Raw genomic sequence first — 17,541 nt, forward strand, 5'->3', positions numbered from 1 at the left:
GCACCGCACCCGCCGTCGCCGCCCCGGCATCACGGCGCGATCCGGCACCCCTCGACCGCACCGGGCGGGCCGCCCCCTGGACGCCGTCCTACCCGGACGGCCGACCGGTGGCGACCAAACGGCTCGACGCCCGAGACGCCGGGCCCGTCCTCCTCCACGGCGGCGGGCCGAACGGCTGCGATCGCCTGGGCGCGCGGGACGTATGGGTGTACCGCGACGGCGGCACGCTCTACATGAACTACGACGCGGCCGGCGACCGGGGCTGGCTCGCCGCGCTGGCCACGAGCCGGGACGGAATCCATTGGACGCGGCACGGCCCGGTCCTCGACCTCGGAGCGCCGGGAACGGACGACAGCGGATCCGCCAGCTATGGCGTCACGTACCGCAACGGCCCGGGCGACTGGCACATGTTCTACCTGGGAACTCCCCACACCAGCCCTGCCCCGGACCGCATCCCGGCCTTCCCCTACCTCACGCTCAAGGCGCACGGGCCCGGCCCGGCCGGCCCGTGGACCAAGACTCCTGAGGTGGTCCCCTTCCGGCCCGGGCAGGACACGTACTACTCGGTGACGGCGAGCCCCGGCCACGTCGTGCGGCACCGGGGCGGGTTCCTGCAGTTCTTCAGCGCCTCCACGCAGGACGCGAACGGCGCCACGCTGCGCACCATCGGCCTGGCCCGCACCCGCGACCTCAACGGCCCCTGGCGGACGGACGACCGGCCCGTCGTCCCCCTCGCGGAGCAGGTCGAGAACTCCTCGCTGTACTACGAGCCCGCAGGCGACACGTGGTTCCTGTTCACCAACCACGTCGGCCTCGACGAGCACGGCGAGTACACCGACGCGATCTGGGTCTACTGGACCCGGGACCTGGAGCACTGGGACCCCGCGGACAAGGCGGTCGTGCTGGACCGCAACAACTGCACCTGGTCCCCCTTCGTGATCGGCCTGCCGTCCGTGGTCCCCATGAACGGACGGCTCGCGGTCTTCTACGACGGACGGGCCGCCCAGGACACCTCGCACATGGGCCGCGACGTCGGACTCGCCTGGCTCGACCTGCCCCTGCGCCCACCACGGGATTGAATCGTTCAACTCGCAGGTGTCCGACCTCACCTGGACCCTCCCACGCCCCGCCCGCGGGGGACGGACGAAACCACCGACCAGCCCACCGGACGAATCGAGGCAGGCATGGCCATGTTCTCCCGCAGATCCCTGATCGCGGCCGGGGTCGCCACCGCGACCACCGGAGCCGTCTCCCTGCCGGGCGACGCGCAGGCACGTACACAGGAGCAGGCCGACACCGCCGCGGTGGCGCGGGCCGAGCAGGCGGAGGCCGCGAACTCCGCCCGCCTGCCCGCGCCTTTCACCGCGGAGTCCTTCAGGTCGCCGGGCGTGCACCACAGGCCGGGCGTGCGGTGGTGGTGGTCGGCACCGCTGTCGGTCGAGGAGAGCGTGCGCGAGGTGACGGCCATCGCGAAGGCGGGCTTCGGTGAGGTCGAGATCGCCTACTCGACCGATTCCTGGGCCGACGACGCCCAGCGCGAGAACCTGCGCGCCGTGCTCGACGCTGCCGCCTCGCTCGATCTGCGGGTGAGCATGACGATGGGCGCCAACTGGCCGGTGCAGACGCCCAACACGGGTGCCGGATCCGGCTACGCCCAGCAGGAGGTGCAGTACGGTCGCGCCGACGCGAAGCACGGCCGCTTCTCCGGTGAGGTGCCCTGGCCCTTCGACGACCCCGACAGGAAGCGCAAGGCGGAACTGGTCGCGGCCACCGTCGCCCGCGTGGTCGAGCGCGGGCCCGCGGCCGAGCTCCTGCCCGAGGGCCAGCGCCCGCCGTACGGCACCCCCATCAGGGTTCCGTCCAAGTCCACCGTCCTGGACGCCGGTTCACTGCGCGACGTCACCGACCAGGTCACCGACGGCAGACTGACCTGGAGCGCCCCCGCCCGGGGGGACTGGATCGTCTTCGGGTTCTGGCGCCGCGACGGCGAGCGCGGCGTGACGAGCGTCTTCGACGCCGCCGCGGCGAAGAAGGCCACCGAGTACCTCGACGAGCACCAGGTGGGCCGGGACAACGTCGACGCGCTCAAGCGGTACGGCAACGACTTCTTCGAGGACTCGCTCGAACTGGACGCGGACTCGCTGTTCTGGGCGCCGTCGTTCCCCGCCGAGTTCAAGGCACGGCGCGGCTACGACATGACCGCCTACTTGCCGCTCATGTTCCAGCACGGCATGTGCCGGTACTGGGTTCCGGCCCGGCCTCCCACGGCGGACTTCGTGTTGGACGACGGCCAGGGCCCCAAGGTGCGCGCCGACTACTACCGGCTGCTCACCGACCTCTACGTGGAGCAGCACCTGAGGCCCTACCAGGACTGGGCGCGCGGCTACGGCATGTCGCTCAAGGCCCAGGCGGCCTACGGCCAGGACCTGGAGCCCATCCGCAGCAACCGTGAACTGGCCCGCGCGGGCGGCCGGGTGGAGGGCGAGTCGTACAACTCGGGCGACCGCTTCCCCACGGGCATCCGCGCCTACGGGTGGCGCTACGCCCTCGACTGGCAGCGCGTCGTGGTGAGCGGCGCCCACCAGGGCGGCACCCTGCGCGTCTCCACCGAGTTGGGCGCCCAGCCCGAGCAGTGCCATCAAGTCACCCCGGGCGACTACAAGGAGATGATCGACAAGGAGTGGGCGGCCGGCATCACCCAGCCGTTCCTGCACGGATTCCAGTACATGAGCGCGGGGGCGCCCTGGCCGGGCAAGTACCGCTTCGGCGACAGCCTCGACAGCTTCAACGACCGCCACAACCCACAGTGGCCCGCCCTCGCCCGGACGACCGCGTACTGGGCCCGGGGCACGCTCGTCCTGGAAGCGGGTGCACCGCGCACCGACGTGGCCGTCTACCGGGACGGCTTTCTCACCACCGCTGCCCGTCTGTCCTCGGACGAGGGCACCCAGCCGGCGGCGCTGTTCGACGCGCTCGCCCTCGAACGGGACGGTTACTCCCTCCAGTTCATCGATCCGGAGGGGCTCGCGGAGAAGGGCGCTGTCGGGCGCCGCGTGCTGTGCCCGTCGGGGCCCCAGTACCGCGCCCTGGTCGTGGACGAGCGCGCCCTGCCGCTCGCTGCGGCCGAGGCCGTCGAGCGGGCCGCGGACGCCGGTGTCGCTGTCGTCTTCGTCGGTGAACTCCCGCACACCGCAACGGGGTTCAGGACGGACGGCAACGACGACCGGAAGGTGGCCGAGACCGTCGCACGGGTGCTGCGAGGCCGCCACGCGAAACGGGTCGCGACGCAGGCCGACGTCCTCGGCGCCCTGCGCGGACTCGGCGTCCGCCCGCGGGTCTCCTGGAGCGGCGCCCACGTGCTGACGCAACTCCGTTACGCCGACGGCGTGCGGTACCTGTTCCTGTACAACCCCACGGACGACGTCGTGGAGTTCACCCCGGCGATCGAGGGCACCGGCGCCGTGCGTGTACTCGACCTGTGGGACGGCTCCGTCGAACCCGCCGCCCAGTACTCGGTCGAGGGGGGACGCACGCGCGTGCCCACGCGGCTGCGGGCACGGGAGACCCGCGTGCTCGCTCTCGACACCCGCGGCACGGCCCCCGTGCACGTGGTCGACACCGCGCTCGACGACCTCATCGTGGTGGACGGCCGGATCGAACTGCACACCACCCGTGCGGGCACCAGGACGTTCACCTTGAGCGACGGACGCCGGGTCACCACCACCGCGCGGCCCGCACACGAGGATGTCGCGCATCCGGGCCCGTACACCTGGAGCCTGTCGGTCGAGGCCGACACTCCCGACGGCCCCCGCACGACCACCCTCCCCGCGCTGTCCGGCACCTACCCCCTGTGGGACTGGCGCGACCGCGAGCAGATCGCCTCGGCCTCCGGCGTCGGCACCTACACCGGCACCCTCACCGTCCCCGAGCACTGGGTCGGGCGCGGGAGGGGTGTACGGCTGGACCTCGGCGACGTCGACGGCACCGCCGAAGTCCTGCTCAACGGCAAGGCCGTGGGAACGCAGGTCGTCTCCGGGGTCACCTGGGATGTCACCGCCCACCTGAAGGCGGGTGCCAACGAGGTCCGGGTCGTGGTGCGCACGACACTGCGCAACGCCGTGACCCACTACAACAAGTCCAGCTCGCGCACCTCGTCGTACGGGCTGCGCGGCCCCGTCCGGTTCACCCCGTTCGCGGTCGCGGTCGTCCACCCCGCGGACGGCTGAGGCCCTGAAGGCGGCGCCGGGTCACACAGGCGCAGCCCGGGCATCGCCGGATGCCCGGGCCGACGGCGTTGGGGTGCAGCGGGAACGCGTCGCGGGTGCGGTGCGCTCACCGCCAGAGGCGGCGCTCCTGCTCTCGCGGGGACGCGACGAGGGTGGCTCCCTGGGCGCCGAAGGTCATGACGGGCCGGTCCTCGTCCCACCGCGGCCAGCCCGGGTCGCCGTCGGTGGCGAAGGACACCCATGCCGCGTGCATCGCGCGGGCCAGCGAGCGGGGCGCGCTGTCGCCCGTGAGCAGGCGCGTGTCCGGTGCGTCGAGGGTGTCGAAGACGAAGCCGAGCTCCAGGGCGTGGCAGGCGCCGAGCCCTTGTACCGGCGACGGCCACGCGAACTCGTAGACGTGCGTGCGTCCGGGCCTCCGCGCGCGTGCGTCGGCGAGGCGGTTCATCGGGACGCGCAGGAGCGTGTCGGTGGCGATGGCGCCGAGGATCTCGCCGGGGGACGCCCCGGGCCTGCCGGCACGGTAGACGCGGGCGGCCCGCCACGGCGCCCGCTGCTTGATCAGGGCCGCCCGCAGGGTCAGCTCGCCGATCCGGTCGACGAGCCCGCTGGGCACGAACCACAGCCGGTACTCGTCGGTGGTGCTGCCCATGAGGACGTCTGTGCCGTCGCTCGCACCGTCCGCCAGTGCGGCGGCGGGGTCCCGTGGTACGACGTCGTCGTCGAGCACGATGTGGAAACCGAGGCCGCCGGTCAGCGGGTTGCCACGCTGCGTCACGGCCCGCTGTGCGGCCAGGAGCCGGCCGCGGTCCGCCCGCGCGAAGGCCTCGGCGGTGGGCGCGATGCCGAGGTGTTCGGCGAGGGACGTGGTGGTGCGCGCCGCCGTCGCGGGCGCGACGGCCGTGGGGGTGCCGCTCTGCAGCACGGCCCGGCGGAAGAGTCCCTGGGCGCGGGGGCTCGCCAGCAGTGCGCCGATGCTGGTGGCGCCGGCCGACTCCCCGAACACGGTGACGTGGTCCGGGTCGCCGCCGAAGGCACCGATGTTGTCGCGCACCCAGGTCAGGGCGGCCAGCTGATCGTGCAGGCCGAGGTTGGCCGGAGCGTCGGGAAAGACGCCGAACCCCTCGATGCCGAGGCGGTAGTTGAGGGAGACGAGGACGACGCCGTCCCGGGCGAAGGCGGCGCCGTCGTAGGTGGGGACGGCGGAGGAGCCGTTGCGCAGGGAACCGCCGTGGATCCACACCATGACCGGCCGGGGGCCGTCACTCGGTGCGGGCACCCAGACGTTGAGGTTGAGGCAGGCGTCACCGGCGATGTCCGGATCGGGCAGCAGTGCGTCCAGCGGCGCCGCGTAGGGGTTCTTGGGGGCGGTGGGGCCGAACGCGGTGGTCTCCCGGATGCCCTGCCAGGGCTCGACGGGGGCGGGCGGGCGAAAGCGCAGGGGCCCCACGGGAGCGGCCGCGTACGGGATGCCGCGGAAGACGGTGATGCCGTTCTCGACGGTGCCGCGCACGGCGCCGTGTGCGGTCTCGACGATGCTCACGCGCACTCCTTCTGGAGCTCGCGCTTGAGGATCTTTCCGCTCGGCCCGAGCGGGAGCTCCGTCAACAGCCGTACGATCCGCGGGTACTTGTGCTTGCCGAGCCGTTCGCGAGCCCAGGCGACGATCGACTCGGGCGCCTCGTCCGCTCCCGGGCGCAGCACGACGGCCGCGCAGATCTCCTCCCCCTTGGCCTCGTCGGGCAGTCCGACGACGCTGACCTGGGCGACGCAGGGGTGGCGGGCGAGGATCTCCTCGACTTCGCGGGGGTAGACGTTGAAGCCGCCGCGGATGATGAGGTCCTTCTTGCGGTCGACGATCGTGAGCCGGCCGTCGGCGTCCCGCACTCCCAGGTCGCCCGTGCGGAACCAGCCGTCGACGACGGCGGCCGCGGTCGCCTCGGGGTTGTCGAGGTACCCGGCGAAGATGTTGTGGCCGCGCAGCACGACCTCGCCGATCTCGCCGTCGTCCAGGAGCACGATGCGGTCCTCGGCACCCGGGTCGGCGATGCCCGTCTCGACGCCCCAGATGGGATGGCCGACAGTGCCCGGACTCCGGCCCCGCGACAGCTGGTTGAAGGTGGCGGCCGGTGAGGTCTCGGTCAGTCCGTACCCCTCGAGGATCACGGCCCCGAACGTCTCCTCGAAGCGTTCGAGGACGGCGGCGGGCAGCGCCGCTCCGCCGGAGACGGCCAGGCGCAGGGTGCCGGGCACCGGCCCGTCGTCGCCCGCGGCCGTGGTCAGCGCGTGGTACATGGTGGGTACGCCCATGAAGACCGTGATGCCCTCCGCGGCCAGGATCTCCAGTGCGCCGGGGCCGGTGAAGCGGGAGCACAGGACGAGGGTGGATCCGGCGCGCAGGGCGGCGTTCATGGCGCAGGACTGGCCGAAGCTGTGGAAGAGCGGCAGGCAGCCCAGGACGACGTCGTCGGGCGTGAGCGCGAACAGGTCCTGTGCGCAGATGGTGGCGTTCATGACCAGGTTGGCGTGCGTGAGCAGGGCGCCCTTGGGCCTGCCGGTGGTGCCGCTCGTGTAGAGGATGACGGCCGTGTCGTCGGGGCGGCGCGGCTCGGCACGCTCCAGTGCCGCTGCCCCTTCGCCGTCCGCGCGCAGTACGTCGATGCCGACGTCGGCGGCGGCCGCCTCGGCCACGGGGGCGAGCGCGTCGGCCGTGACGACGGCGCGGCACCGGCTGTGCCGCAGGACGTAGGAGACCTCGTCGGCCACGAGCAGGGCGTGGACGGGCACGACCGTCGCACCTGCGGCGAGGGCTCCGTAGTAGGCACGCGGGAACGCGGCGGTGTTGGGCAGCAGCAGCGCGACGCGGTCGCCCGGCCCGATGCCGTGGGCGCGCAGGCGGCCGGCGAAGCGGAGCGCGTCGCGCCACAGCGTGCCGTAGCTGATGCGGGCACCGTCGTCGACCACCGCCGTCCGGTCGGGATGACGGACGGCGGACTCTTGCAGGATCGTGGCGACGTTCAACTGCACGGCGGCTCCCTTGCCGATACGAACGGTGATCTCCGGCCGCCTCAGCCTGCGCCATTCCCGTGGCGGGTGCCATGTGCAACGGCCCAGCTCGCGGCGGGCGCACGCTGGGCAGCGGCACCCGCTCCCCCTCCGCCGGGTCAAAGAGCCGGGTCGACCGCGCGCAGCGCCAACGCCCAGCCGAGCCGGGCCTCGCCGGAGTCGGCCGGCCAGCCGGTGAGTTCGGCGACCCTGCTGATGCGGTTGAGGACCGTGTTGCGATGGCAGAACAGCTGCGTCGCCGTACGGGAGGCCGAGCAGCCGGAGTCGAGCCACACCCGCAGCGTCCGCAGCAGGTCGGGGCGTTCGCTGCCGCTGCGCAGGACCCCGTCCAGGTAGCGCAGGACGAGACGGTCGGCGATCTCCGGCTCCGCGCCGAGGGCGGCGTGCACCAGCCGCTCGTCGAGGTCGGCCACCTGTCCGCCGCCCTCGGGGAGCGTCGCCAGTGCGCGCTGGGCCAGACGCAGTCCCTGGTCGGCGAGGGCCAGCTCCCCGAAGAGCGGGGAGATTCCGGCCCGCAGGCCTACCTTGTGGCGCAGCGTGTCGGTGAGCAGCGCCGGGTCGGCGGTCCCGACCCGCACCAGGCCGGCGACGGTCTCCGCTCGCGGCCGCCACAGCGACCACAGGCCCGCGGCGTCCAGGGCGGGTGCCGGATCGACCGGTGCCGCGGGGTCCTGGGCGTCCTGGGCGACCACGACGACCGCGTACCGCTCGTACCGGGGCACGCCCAGTGCGGTCGCGGCAGCGGCGGCGACGGCCGGGTCGCCGCCCCGCCCGTCGAGGAGCGCCTCGAACAGGGCGCCGCGCCGGGAGGCTTCCCGGTGCTCCAGCTCCAGGGTCCGCAGCCGGTACGCGTCGGCCATGGCGGAGGAGAACCGGTCGATGGTCTCCCAGACCACGCCCGCCATGTCCCCGACCATGCGCTGCTGGGCGGGCGGCCGGTCCCGCATCCAGTCGGCCATCGCCTGCCACAGCACGCGGCCGCCGCGCCGGTAGGCGCGCAGCACGGTCGCCAGCGGCATGCCCTGTTCGGCGCGCAGGCGCCCGTTGCCGGCGGCCACGTCCTCGAACCGGCCTTCGCGGGAGGGAAGTTGGCCGAATTCGTTGAGCGCGAGTTCCATGTTGCCGCGCAGGGTGAGCCGCAGGTCCTCGTGGGTCACCGGGCGTCCGCTCGCGTAGCGGGTGCTGTGCGCACAGATGTCGGCCGCGAGGTCGCCGATGAGGGGGTCGAGGTCGTCGAGCAGTGTCGCGGCCAGCTCACGACGCAGCGCCAGCTCGTCATTCATGGCCGCAGGATAGGCATCTGCCCTGCTCAGGGGGAAGAGGAGGGGGCCGTCGCCCAGCAGGCGGGTGCTCCGGCTGGGCGACGGCACAAGGCCCGGGCCTTCCCGCCTCATGCGCGGTACTAGTCGACTTCTGCGCGGTACTACTCGACGGTCCCTTTCTGCCTGGTTACTCGGCCCGGCTACTCGGCGGCCGCGGCGACCTGGGCGCGCACGGGCTCCCGCTCCCGGCTCACGGTCCACTTCAGGGCGCCGGCCAGCAGGCTCCCGACCAGACCCGCGACGACGACGAACGCGAAGGGAGCACGGGCGCTGCCGGTGCGGTCCTCGATGAGCCCGAAGACCAGCGGACCGACGAACCCGCCCAGCAGCCCGACCGTGTTGATGAAGGCAAGTCCCGCCGCGGCCATCAGGCCGGACATGCGGGACATCGCCACCGACCAGAACAGGGGCAGCGTCCCCATCAGGAAGAAGTTGGCGACGAAGAGCAGGGCGAACCGCGAGGGGGCCGCGTCGGCCGTCAGATACAGGGCCATGGTCGCCGTCCCGGCCAGGGCACACAGCACGATCAGCCCGGTGTCGTTGCCGACCCGCCCCTGCAGCCACGGGAAGAACAGCACGCCGCCCAGGATGGCCACGCCCATGCTGCCGGTGACCAGCCCGATGGACATGGTTCCCGCGACGCCGAGGTCCTCGACGATCGACGGGAGGTTGAACCCGACCGCGGACGCGACGAGTTGGTTCACCAGATAGGTGGCGGCCAGGAGCAGCACGACGGGACGCGCGAAGGCCAGCCGGAAGTTCCCGCGCAGACGCTGCGGCGACGGGGTGTCGTGGGCGGCCGCGCGTTCGGACAGCGCCGCGGCCTGCTGCGGCGACAGCCACCGGGCGTCCTGCGGGCGGCTGGGCAGTACGCGCCACACGAGCAGCCCGATCACGACGGTCACCAGTCCCTCGACGAGGAACATCCACTGCCAGCCCGTGAGCCCGGCCGCGCCGTCGAGGCTCATCAGGCCTCCCCCGGCCGGGCCGCCCAGGATCGTCGCGAGCGCGGGCGCCGTGTAGACGAGTCCGACCACGGGCACCCGGTGGCGCTGGGCGAACCAGAGCGTGACGGTGTACATCAGGGCCGGATACAGCCCGGCCTCGGCGGCGCCGAGCACGAACCGCAACACGTAGAACGAGGTCTCGCCGCGGACGAACATCATGGCCGCCGAGACCAGACCCCAGCTCACCGCGATCCGCGCGATCCACACACGCGCTCCCACCCGGTGGAGCACGAGGTTGCTGGGCACCTCCAGGAGTGCGTAGCTGACGAAGAAGATCCCCGCGCCCAGCCCGTACGCGGCGGCGCCGACACCGATGTCGGCCTCCAGGTGGGTCTTGGCCAGGGCGATGTTCGTGCGGTCCACGTACGACATGAAGTAGGCGAGGCCGAGCAGGGGCAGCAGGCGCCGCATCGCGAGACGGGTCGCGGCCGTGTGCACCGCGTCGGGTTGAGTGAACATCACAGTCCTTCCCGCGGGCACACGTCGACCGTGCGCCGGGGTGTGCGTCGAGGAGAGAGCCGCCCGCACGTCGCCGTCACCACGGCGGCGGGGGCGTCGCCGGTGGGTGTTCAGCATTGAGGACGACGCTCGGCACCTGCCATGTGCAGGCGCCCACCTCGGACGACGACCCCCTGGGCGCGGGCCTATCCCTTGCCGTACCGACGTCGGCCGGGGATCCTGGGCCGGTGCCGGGACAGGCGAGGAGGAAGCGGCGCCAGGAGGCCCTGCGGCGGCGTCAGGACGCGCGCAACGCGCCGGACGCGGGCCGGTGGGAAGTGGTGCTGGAGACGCAGGACGAAGCGGAGCTGCGGGCGCACCTGCGCGGGCTCCGGGCCGCGCGGACCGACGAGTCGACGCTCCGCGTCGAGACGCTGTGCCGCCGCCCGGCGCGGCTGACCTCGTACCGGTTGAGCCGGTTCGTCGAACGCGCGCCGGGGGACGACATGTTGCCGAAGTAGGCGGCTCACACCTTCACGTGGACGAACGGGAGGCCGAGCAGATCGGCCACCGCCTTCAGGTCCTTCGCACGGTGCCCGACGCACAACGCCCAGTGGTGTCCGATGCCGGAGGCGCTCCAGGCGTCCGTCCACTCGCCGGGGTCGCAGCCGAAGGCGACGCGCGAGGTGGTGTTGCCGATCCGCAGCAGCGGGCCGGGGACCACCTCGCCCTCCGAGGCGATCACGGTGTACGTGCCGTCCGCCTCCTGTCCCAGGCCGAACGTGGTCACCGGGCCGTGCTGCACGTCGAACTCCACGCTGACGCCCCAGCCGCGCTTGCCGTGGTACACGCCGAGGCCGCGCAGCAGCGGGTCCGCACTGCTGATGGCGAGGTGGGCGGGTCCGTCGTGCCCCATCTCGACGACGCCGTCGTCGAAGTTCAGGGCCTGCAGTTCGGTGAAGGAACCGCCCGCGCCGAGGCGGTCGGCCATCAACATGGCGAGGCTGGTGCGCAGTTCGTACTCCCCGGCGGCGGGGACACCGCGGGCCGTGAGCAGCGACGCGCCCAGGATCATGCTGGCGCCCAGCCGCTCGTGCGTCTCACCGTCGAGGCCCCGGTGGTAGTAGGCGAGGGAGTCCAGGGCGAAGTCCTCGACGAGCCGGTCCAGGCCGACCGACACCTTGGCGCCCCAGCGCAGGTCCTCGTCGACGACCGACTCGTCGAAGGTGAACACCTTGCGGGCCACGGCGACCCGCTCGTCCACCTGATCGTCCGTCACTTCGGCGACACGAACGCGCAGATCGTCCACTTCGAGGACTTCCACGTGCGAGCCGAACTGAGCGGAGACCAGCGTCAGATCGGTGGAGACGTCGAGCATTCCCGGATAGAGATGTCCCATGAGGCCGTGCCGCCCGTGCCGCATGGCGGCGCGCACGTCGGCGGCCCGGATCCAGCGCTCGATCCGCGCCCAGGCGTGCTCATCGCGCAGGTGTCCCGTCACGGACCGGAAGGGGATCCCGGCCCGGCGGAAGACGTTGGCGATCTCCGGGAGCGGGCACTGGCCGCAGTAGGCGAGCCACTTTCCGGTGTCGAAGGAGTCGTGGTCCATGGCAGCGGTCGGCTGCAGGTCGATGACGAGGACGGGCGCCTGACCGCGCTGGGCGATCGGCAGCACCATCGACGCCGTCAGATAGGTCGTCAGGAAGGTGACGACGAGATCGCAATCGGCCGTACGCAGCCGGTCGGCCGCGCCGGCCGCTTCCTGGGCGTCGGACACGAAGCCGACGTCGACGACCTCGCATCCCATGGCGCTGAATCGTTCACGAACCTCGCGAGCCGATCCTTCGAGCTGCTCACGCAACCCGGGGAACTGCGGCCAGTAGGCAGCGAGACCACCCGCGACCAGGCCGATCCTCGTCTTGCGGAAGCTCGTCCGGGGCAGTCCCGCCGCGTCGAGCGCAGTGATGTCCGTAGGCACGGGTGGCTCCTTCTGATCAGTCGACTTTCTCGGTCAAAAACGTTTCAAAACATGGCCGACCGGGACCGTAAAGCGCGTGCGGGAGTGCGTCAAGAGGCCCGGACGGAAGGCGAGTCGAGACCTGGGGCGTACGCGGGAGTCCCGTCGTCCGCCCGCACCGCGGGGTAGACGAGGCCTTCGCAACGGGACCCTCGCAACACGCCTCAGCCCGCGCGGTGCTCCATGAGCGACCCGGCGGGTGCGGGGCCGCTGGAGGTGCGGGTCACCAGCTCGGGCCGGAACACCACGGTGGGGCGCTCGGCGGTGGGATCGGCCACCTCTTCCAGGAGCAGCTGCGCCGCGCGCCGGCCGATCTCACGGGCGGGCTGGCGCACGGTCGTGAGGGCCACCCCCGCGGTCTCGGCGAAGTCGATGTCGTCGTACCCGACGATCGCCAGCTCCTGCGGCACGGCGATGCCCAGCCGCATCGCCGCGTTCACCGCGCCGATCGCCAGCAGGTCGTTCGCGCAGAACAGCGCCTGGGGGCGCCGGTCGGCGGGGCGGGCGTACAGCTCGCCGAGCGCGCGTGCGCCCGCACGGATGGTCATCTCCTCGACGTGGACGACGTCGATCTCGTGGCCGCGGAAGGTGGCCCGCAGCCCGTGCAACCGGTCGGTCACCTGACGCAGCGCGGCCGGCCCGGCGACGTACGTGACCCGCTGGTGCCCGGCGGCGGCGAGCAGCTCGCCCACCAGCGCGCCGCCGTGCACGTCGTCGACGGAGACCGAGGCGAACCCGGGGCCGGTGGGCACCCGGTCGACGAACACCACCGGCGGCCGGCTGCGCTGGGCGGCGAGCAGCTGGGCCGCGGCGGTCTCCTGGATCGGCGACAGGAGGACGCCCAACACCCGCTGCTGGCCCAGATGACGCAAGTGTGCCGTCTCCCGCGCGGGATCGCCCGCGCTGTTGCAGACGATCACCGCGGCGTCGTGCGCGGCGGCCACGTCCTCGGCGCCCGCGATGAGTTCGGCGAAGAACGGGTTGGCGATGTCCAGGACCACGACGGCGATGGTGCGGCTCTGCCCCGCGCGCAGCTGCCGGGCGGGCTCGCTGCGCACGAACCCGAGCTCGGCGATGGCACTCTCGACCCGGGCCTTCAGTTCGGGACCGACCCGGTCGGGATGGTTGAGCACGTTGCTGACCGTGCCCAGGGACACGCCCGCAAGCCGTGCCACATCCTTGATGTTGGCCATCGTCCCCTCCGATCTCGCCGACCGGCCCACCCTACCGGCAGGCCGACGGGGCGCCCGGAGGGTTCAGGTCGTGACCCGGGCCGCCCGCACGCGCTCCGCCGGCGCGTCCGAGAGCACCTCCCCGTACCGTTCCGCCTCGATCTCCTGCAAGGTCCTGCCCTGGGTCTGCGGCGCCCAGAGCGCCCCGATGACGAGGGCGAGGACGAGCAGCCCGATCATCACGAGGCCGACGGCGGGCACGCCCTGGTGGTCGAGCATGGTCGGGAAGTAGTAGCTGAGCCCGCCGATCGACACCCGCGCGGCGAAGAAGAGCACTCCCTGGGCGCCGGCCCGGTACCGGGTGGCGAACATTTCGCTGGTCCACACCGCGTAGAAGGCCTGGGCGCCGATGCCCGCGGACAGGCCCCAGCAGACGGCGAACGCCAGCAGCACGGGCAGCGTCGCATGGACGAACACCAGGAGCACCCAGGCGACGACCGCCAGCGCCGCACCCACGACGTACAGGAGGCGACGGCTGATCCGGTCGCCGTACTTCATGAACCCGAAGTACGTGGACAGCACGGTGACCGACCACATCAGCACCTGCAGCAGGTTCTGCTGGGCGGTGCTCTCCACGCCCGAGGTCTCGTAGACGCGGGGCATGAAGATGCCCATCTGGCCGGCGACCACGCCCCAGAAGCCGTAGATCCCGAAGAGGAACAGCAGCGCCTTGACGTTCGGGCGCCGCGAGAACACTTCGCGCAGCCCGCCCTTGCCGTCCGGGCTCTCCCTGCTGGACTTCCACAGGGCCGACTCGCTCAGCCCCTGCCGGATCCACCAGACCACGAAGGCCACCACGAAGAGGTGCAGGAAGATGAGACGGCTGCCCAGCAGGCCCAGCGGTCCGGTCAGCACGACGGCCAGCAGGAAGCCGATCACCGGGCCCATGGACCAGGCGAGCTGGGCGGCGCCGACGCGCTTGGCCCGCTGCTCGGGCGGGGCCTCCTCCGCGATGTAGGTCCACGAGGCGGGCACGCCTGCGCCCACCGCGATGCCGGTGATCAGGAACGCCGCGAGCAGCATCCCGTAACTGACGGCCGCCGCGGCCATCAGGACGCCGAGCATGTAGAGCAGCAGGTCGTACGTGTAGATGAACTTGCGGCCGTAGCGGTCGCACAGCGGTCCCCCGATGACGGCGCCGATCGCCGCACCGAAGGCGTTGGCGCTGAGCGCGGCCAGCAGCCCCACGGCGAAGTCGTCGACGCCGAAGCGTTCTTGCCACAGGCTGAGACTGGTGGCGATCGCGATGATCGACCCCGCCTCGATGTAGTTGGACATGGCGACGGATACCGTCGCCTTCCAACCTCGTGTGTCCGTTGCCCCGATGCGCATCGCTGGTGCCCTCTCGGCAGTGGTCGAGCGAAAGAATCGGCCCGGCGTCTGCGCCACGCCGGGCGGGTCGTACGTCACCTCTTGAACTCGCCTATGAATGAAGCGTTTCAATCATGTGACTCCGGGACGCTGTCACGCCCGGCGCCGAAAAAGCAAGGGTTCCGCGGGACGCATACCGGCACGCCGGGCCGGCGCCGAGGTCACGAACTGCGCAAGACGCGCCCTCGCGACCATATGTCCTATATCGGGAACAGGACTCGATAGCCGGACAAGGCGATGGATCGGCCCCGATACACCGCATCCGCCGGGCGGTCCGGGCGTGGGCCAACCACCGCCCCGGCAAAGGGATTTCACGCCGTCGTAACCGTTGACGGCCCCCTCCGGAAACCCCTACCGTCCATGAAACGTTTCATGGTCTGCCCTTCCCCTCGACCCCGTGGAGCACCGTTGAACGTCACACCAGTTGTCGGCGTGTCCGCCGCCCATGATGCGTCGCTGCCGTCCCGGCGCACGGTGCTCGCGCTCGCCGGCGCCGCGGGACTGTTCGCGGGCTCGTCCCTGGTCGGCCCGGACCGGGCCGCCGCCGCGCCCGCGCCGGACGGGGGGTTCAGCGGGGCGCGCTTCTCGCACCCGCGGGCCGACAGCGTGCCGACCGTCCTGTGGTTCTGGAACGGCAGCGTCACGACCGATCTCGTCCGGGACCACCTCGCCGATCTGCGCGACAAGGGCATCCTCGAAGTCCTCGTCTTCCCCTTCCAGACCGCCGCCCTCCAGCCGGCGTTCTTCTCCGAGGGCTGGTTCTCGGTCGTCGAGTTCACGCTGCGCGAGGCCCAGCGGCACGGCATGCACGTGTGGTTGTTCAACGACGACTACTTCCCGAGCGGCCGGGCCGCCGGGCTCGTCGTCGGCGGCGGGACGGTGGGCGGGCGCACGCTGCCGCCACGGCCCGAGCACGGACTCAAGGGCGTGGGTCACGTCTTCCTCGACGTGCCCGGGGGGACCGCCGTCCCGCTCGTCGCCGACGCGCTGTCGGTCGCCGGGGGGCGCCTCGTCGTGGACGCGTCCCTGCACGACGGCGTCGTCCTGCTCCGCGACGGCTCCGACTGGGCCGACCACGACGTCCACGCCACCGTGCGCCCGGAACGCGGCACGGCGGGACTCACGGTGCGCTGCCGCGACGAGGACAACGGCCTGCTGGTGGAACTGCGCACGGACGGCGGCGTGGACGTGTGGCGGCAGACCGACGGCGGATTCGAGAACATCCGCCGCGGCGACGCGGTCGACGGCTTCGACGCGTCCGCCGACCACGCGCTCATCGTCGCCCTGCGCGCCGACCGGATGCAGCTCTCCCTGGACGGCAGGGACCTGCCGGCACTCGACGGCCTGGGCGTCGCGCGCGGCCGGATCGGTGTGCGGGCCACCGCCGACCAGCGCGCCTCCTGGGACGTACTCCGCGTGGACGGCGCCGACGGCACCACGCTGTACCAACAGGACTTCACCTCGCGTACGGCACTGAAGGACTTCGCACTGCCGGAGCCCGCCGCACTCGTCGCTGCCGCGGCCTGGCCCCAAGAGGCCACCGGCGCAGACGACTTGATCGACCTGACCCGCGAGGCCCGGACCGGCGCGACGTGGACGGCACCGTCCGGATCGTGGCGCCTGGCCCTGTTCCCGCTACGGCAACTCGCCCAGGCCGCGGGGGAATCGCGTCACTATCTCGACCTGATGGACGACGAAGCGGTGGACCTGTTCCTGGACACCGTGGCGGGCGAGTACGTACGCCGCTTCCCGTGGGCCGTCGGCACCGTGCTGCGCGGCTTCGCCGACGACGAGCCCTATCTCGCCTCCTCCGACGGGCACGGACTCGACGCACTGCCCTGGTCGCCTTCCCTGGACGACGAGTTGGAGCGGCTCGGCACCGGGCCCGGCGCTGCCCTCGCGGCCGCCCATGCGGACCTCGGCGCCTCGGGACAGCAGCTGCGCGGAGTCTTCTGGCGTGCCGTGTCCAACCGCTACGCGCAGGCCTACTACCGGCGCCAGGGCGCCTGGATGGCCGCGCACGAACTGGGCTTCATCTCCAACCCCCTGTGGGACGAGTACGGCCCCGCAGAACAACTGGGCAGTTCCGGGAACCTCAACACGACCCACCAGTGGGCACAGGTCCCGGGCACCGACCTGATCTTCGACCACTATCAGCGCGGCTATCACCGCACCCTGTCGCGCTGGCCCGCCAGCGCCGCTCACCAACTCGGCAAGGAACGCACGTACTTGGAGGCGATGGGCGGCACCGGATGGCCCGTCACCCCTGCCTTCACCCGCGAAGTGATCGGCGCTTTCGCGGTGCGCGGTGTCAACCACACCTTGCTGCACGCCCGGTTCAGCAACGACAAGGACATCGTCTATCCCCCGCCCTTTCAGTCGGTGAACCCGTGGTGGGACCTGTCGCGGCCGCTCGTCGAGTGGACCGGCCGCCTGATGGAGGCCTGCCGCGCTCCCGCACGGGCGCGGACGGCGCTGATCCAGCCGCAGCGGGCCGTGGAGTGCGTACAGGACACCAAGGACCTCGCCGACCGGCTCGACCAGGAGTTCATGGCGGCCGCCCACGCGCTGGAGGACCGGCAGGTCGACTTCGACCTGCTCGACGAGGGCGCGCTGACCGCGGATCCCGCGCTGCGGGTGAGCGCCCGCGCGGACGGCGACCGGCTGATCGTCGGTCGGCAGGAGTACCGGACCGTAGTACTGCCCGCGACGCCGCTGCTGGCCCTCGGCACCGTCCGCACGCTGGAGCGTTTCGTGCGCGGCGGCGGGTGCGTGGTCGCCGTCGGCGACCTGCCGGTCAGGGAGGCCGAGGGACACGACGGTGAACTGGCCGACGCGCTGCGGGCGTTGTTCGCGGCGGGCCGC

General features: G+C 72.2%; 11 protein-coding genes. 4 read left to right on the plus strand and 7 right to left on the minus strand.

The genetic code is table 11. The features are described 5' to 3' along the window. Positions 1 to 1,079 (plus strand): hypothetical protein (locus G3I40_RS11275; protein WP_164302028.1); only part of this gene is annotated, 1,079 nt, incomplete at its 5' end. A 105-nt stretch (positions 1,080 to 1,184) separates the two neighbouring features. Continuing rightward, positions 1,185 to 4,226 (plus strand): glycosyl hydrolase, encoded by a 3,042-nt coding sequence (locus G3I40_RS11280; RefSeq protein WP_164302029.1) that lies wholly within the window; start codon positions 1,185 to 1,187, stop codon positions 4,224 to 4,226. A gap of 106 nt (positions 4,227 to 4,332) precedes the next feature. On the opposite strand, the gene G3I40_RS47035 is transcribed toward G3I40_RS11280, so the two are convergent. The 4 genes from G3I40_RS47035 to G3I40_RS11295 all read right to left on the minus strand — a co-directional run bounded on the left by G3I40_RS47035 (position 4,333) and on the right by G3I40_RS11295 (position 10,077). Beyond that, positions 4,333 to 5,766: a carboxylesterase family protein gene (locus G3I40_RS47035; RefSeq protein ID WP_343244892.1), complete on the minus strand. Its 1,434-nt coding sequence runs from the start codon at positions 5,764 to 5,766 to the stop codon at positions 4,333 to 4,335. Continuing rightward, positions 5,763 to 7,250 carry a long-chain fatty acid--CoA ligase gene (locus G3I40_RS47040; protein ID WP_343244893.1) on the minus strand — a complete coding sequence of 496 codons (1,488 nt, stop codon included), beginning with the start codon at positions 7,248 to 7,250 and terminating at the stop codon, positions 5,763 to 5,765. The genes G3I40_RS47035 and G3I40_RS47040 overlap by 4 nt, the downstream gene beginning before the upstream one ends. A 137-nt stretch (positions 7,251 to 7,387) precedes the next feature. Next, positions 7,388 to 8,572, minus strand: a complete 1,185-nt coding sequence (locus tag G3I40_RS11290; protein WP_164302030.1) for a helix-turn-helix domain-containing protein — start codon at positions 8,570 to 8,572, stop codon at positions 7,388 to 7,390. A gap of 179 nt (positions 8,573 to 8,751) precedes the next feature. Continuing rightward, the gene (locus G3I40_RS11295; RefSeq protein ID WP_239091663.1) at positions 8,752 to 10,077 is read right to left on the minus strand and encodes an MFS transporter; all 1,326 of its coding nucleotides are present in this window, start codon (positions 10,075 to 10,077) and stop codon (positions 8,752 to 8,754) included. 227 nt (positions 10,078 to 10,304) lie between these two features. Here G3I40_RS11295 and G3I40_RS11300 point away from each other — a divergent pair, with 227 nt between their 5' ends. Then, entirely contained in the window at positions 10,305 to 10,577 is a 273-nt protein-coding gene (locus tag G3I40_RS11300; protein ID WP_164302031.1) for a hypothetical protein, read from the plus strand. 5 nt (positions 10,578 to 10,582) lie between these two features. Here the strand turns inward: G3I40_RS11300 and G3I40_RS11305 are convergent, their stop codons facing one another. The 3 genes from G3I40_RS11305 to G3I40_RS11315 form a co-directional block, all read right to left on the minus strand. Then, on the minus strand, positions 10,583 to 12,034 hold the full coding sequence (locus G3I40_RS11305; RefSeq protein ID WP_343244894.1) for an L-fucose/L-arabinose isomerase family protein: 1,452 nt from the start codon (positions 12,032 to 12,034) through the stop codon (positions 10,583 to 10,585). Between the two features lie 203 nt (positions 12,035 to 12,237). Next, a complete protein-coding gene (locus G3I40_RS11310; protein WP_164302032.1) occupies positions 12,238 to 13,266 on the minus strand; it encodes a LacI family DNA-binding transcriptional regulator in 1,029 nt (342 codons plus the stop codon). 63 nt (positions 13,267 to 13,329) lie between these two features. Further along, positions 13,330 to 14,583, minus strand: coding sequence for an MFS transporter (locus G3I40_RS11315; RefSeq protein WP_239091664.1), 1,254 nt, complete (start codon positions 14,581 to 14,583; stop codon positions 13,330 to 13,332). Between the two features lie 525 nt (positions 14,584 to 15,108). On the opposite strand from G3I40_RS11315, the gene G3I40_RS11320 reads away from it, so the two are divergent. After that, positions 15,109 to 17,541 (plus strand): glycosyl hydrolase (locus G3I40_RS11320; RefSeq protein WP_203643853.1); only part of this gene is annotated, 2,433 nt, incomplete at its 3' end.

It is taken from the genome of Streptomyces sp. SID14478 (genome assembly GCF_010548525.1).
In the GTDB taxonomy this organism is placed as follows: Bacteria; Actinomycetota; Actinomycetes; order Streptomycetales; family Streptomycetaceae; genus Streptomyces.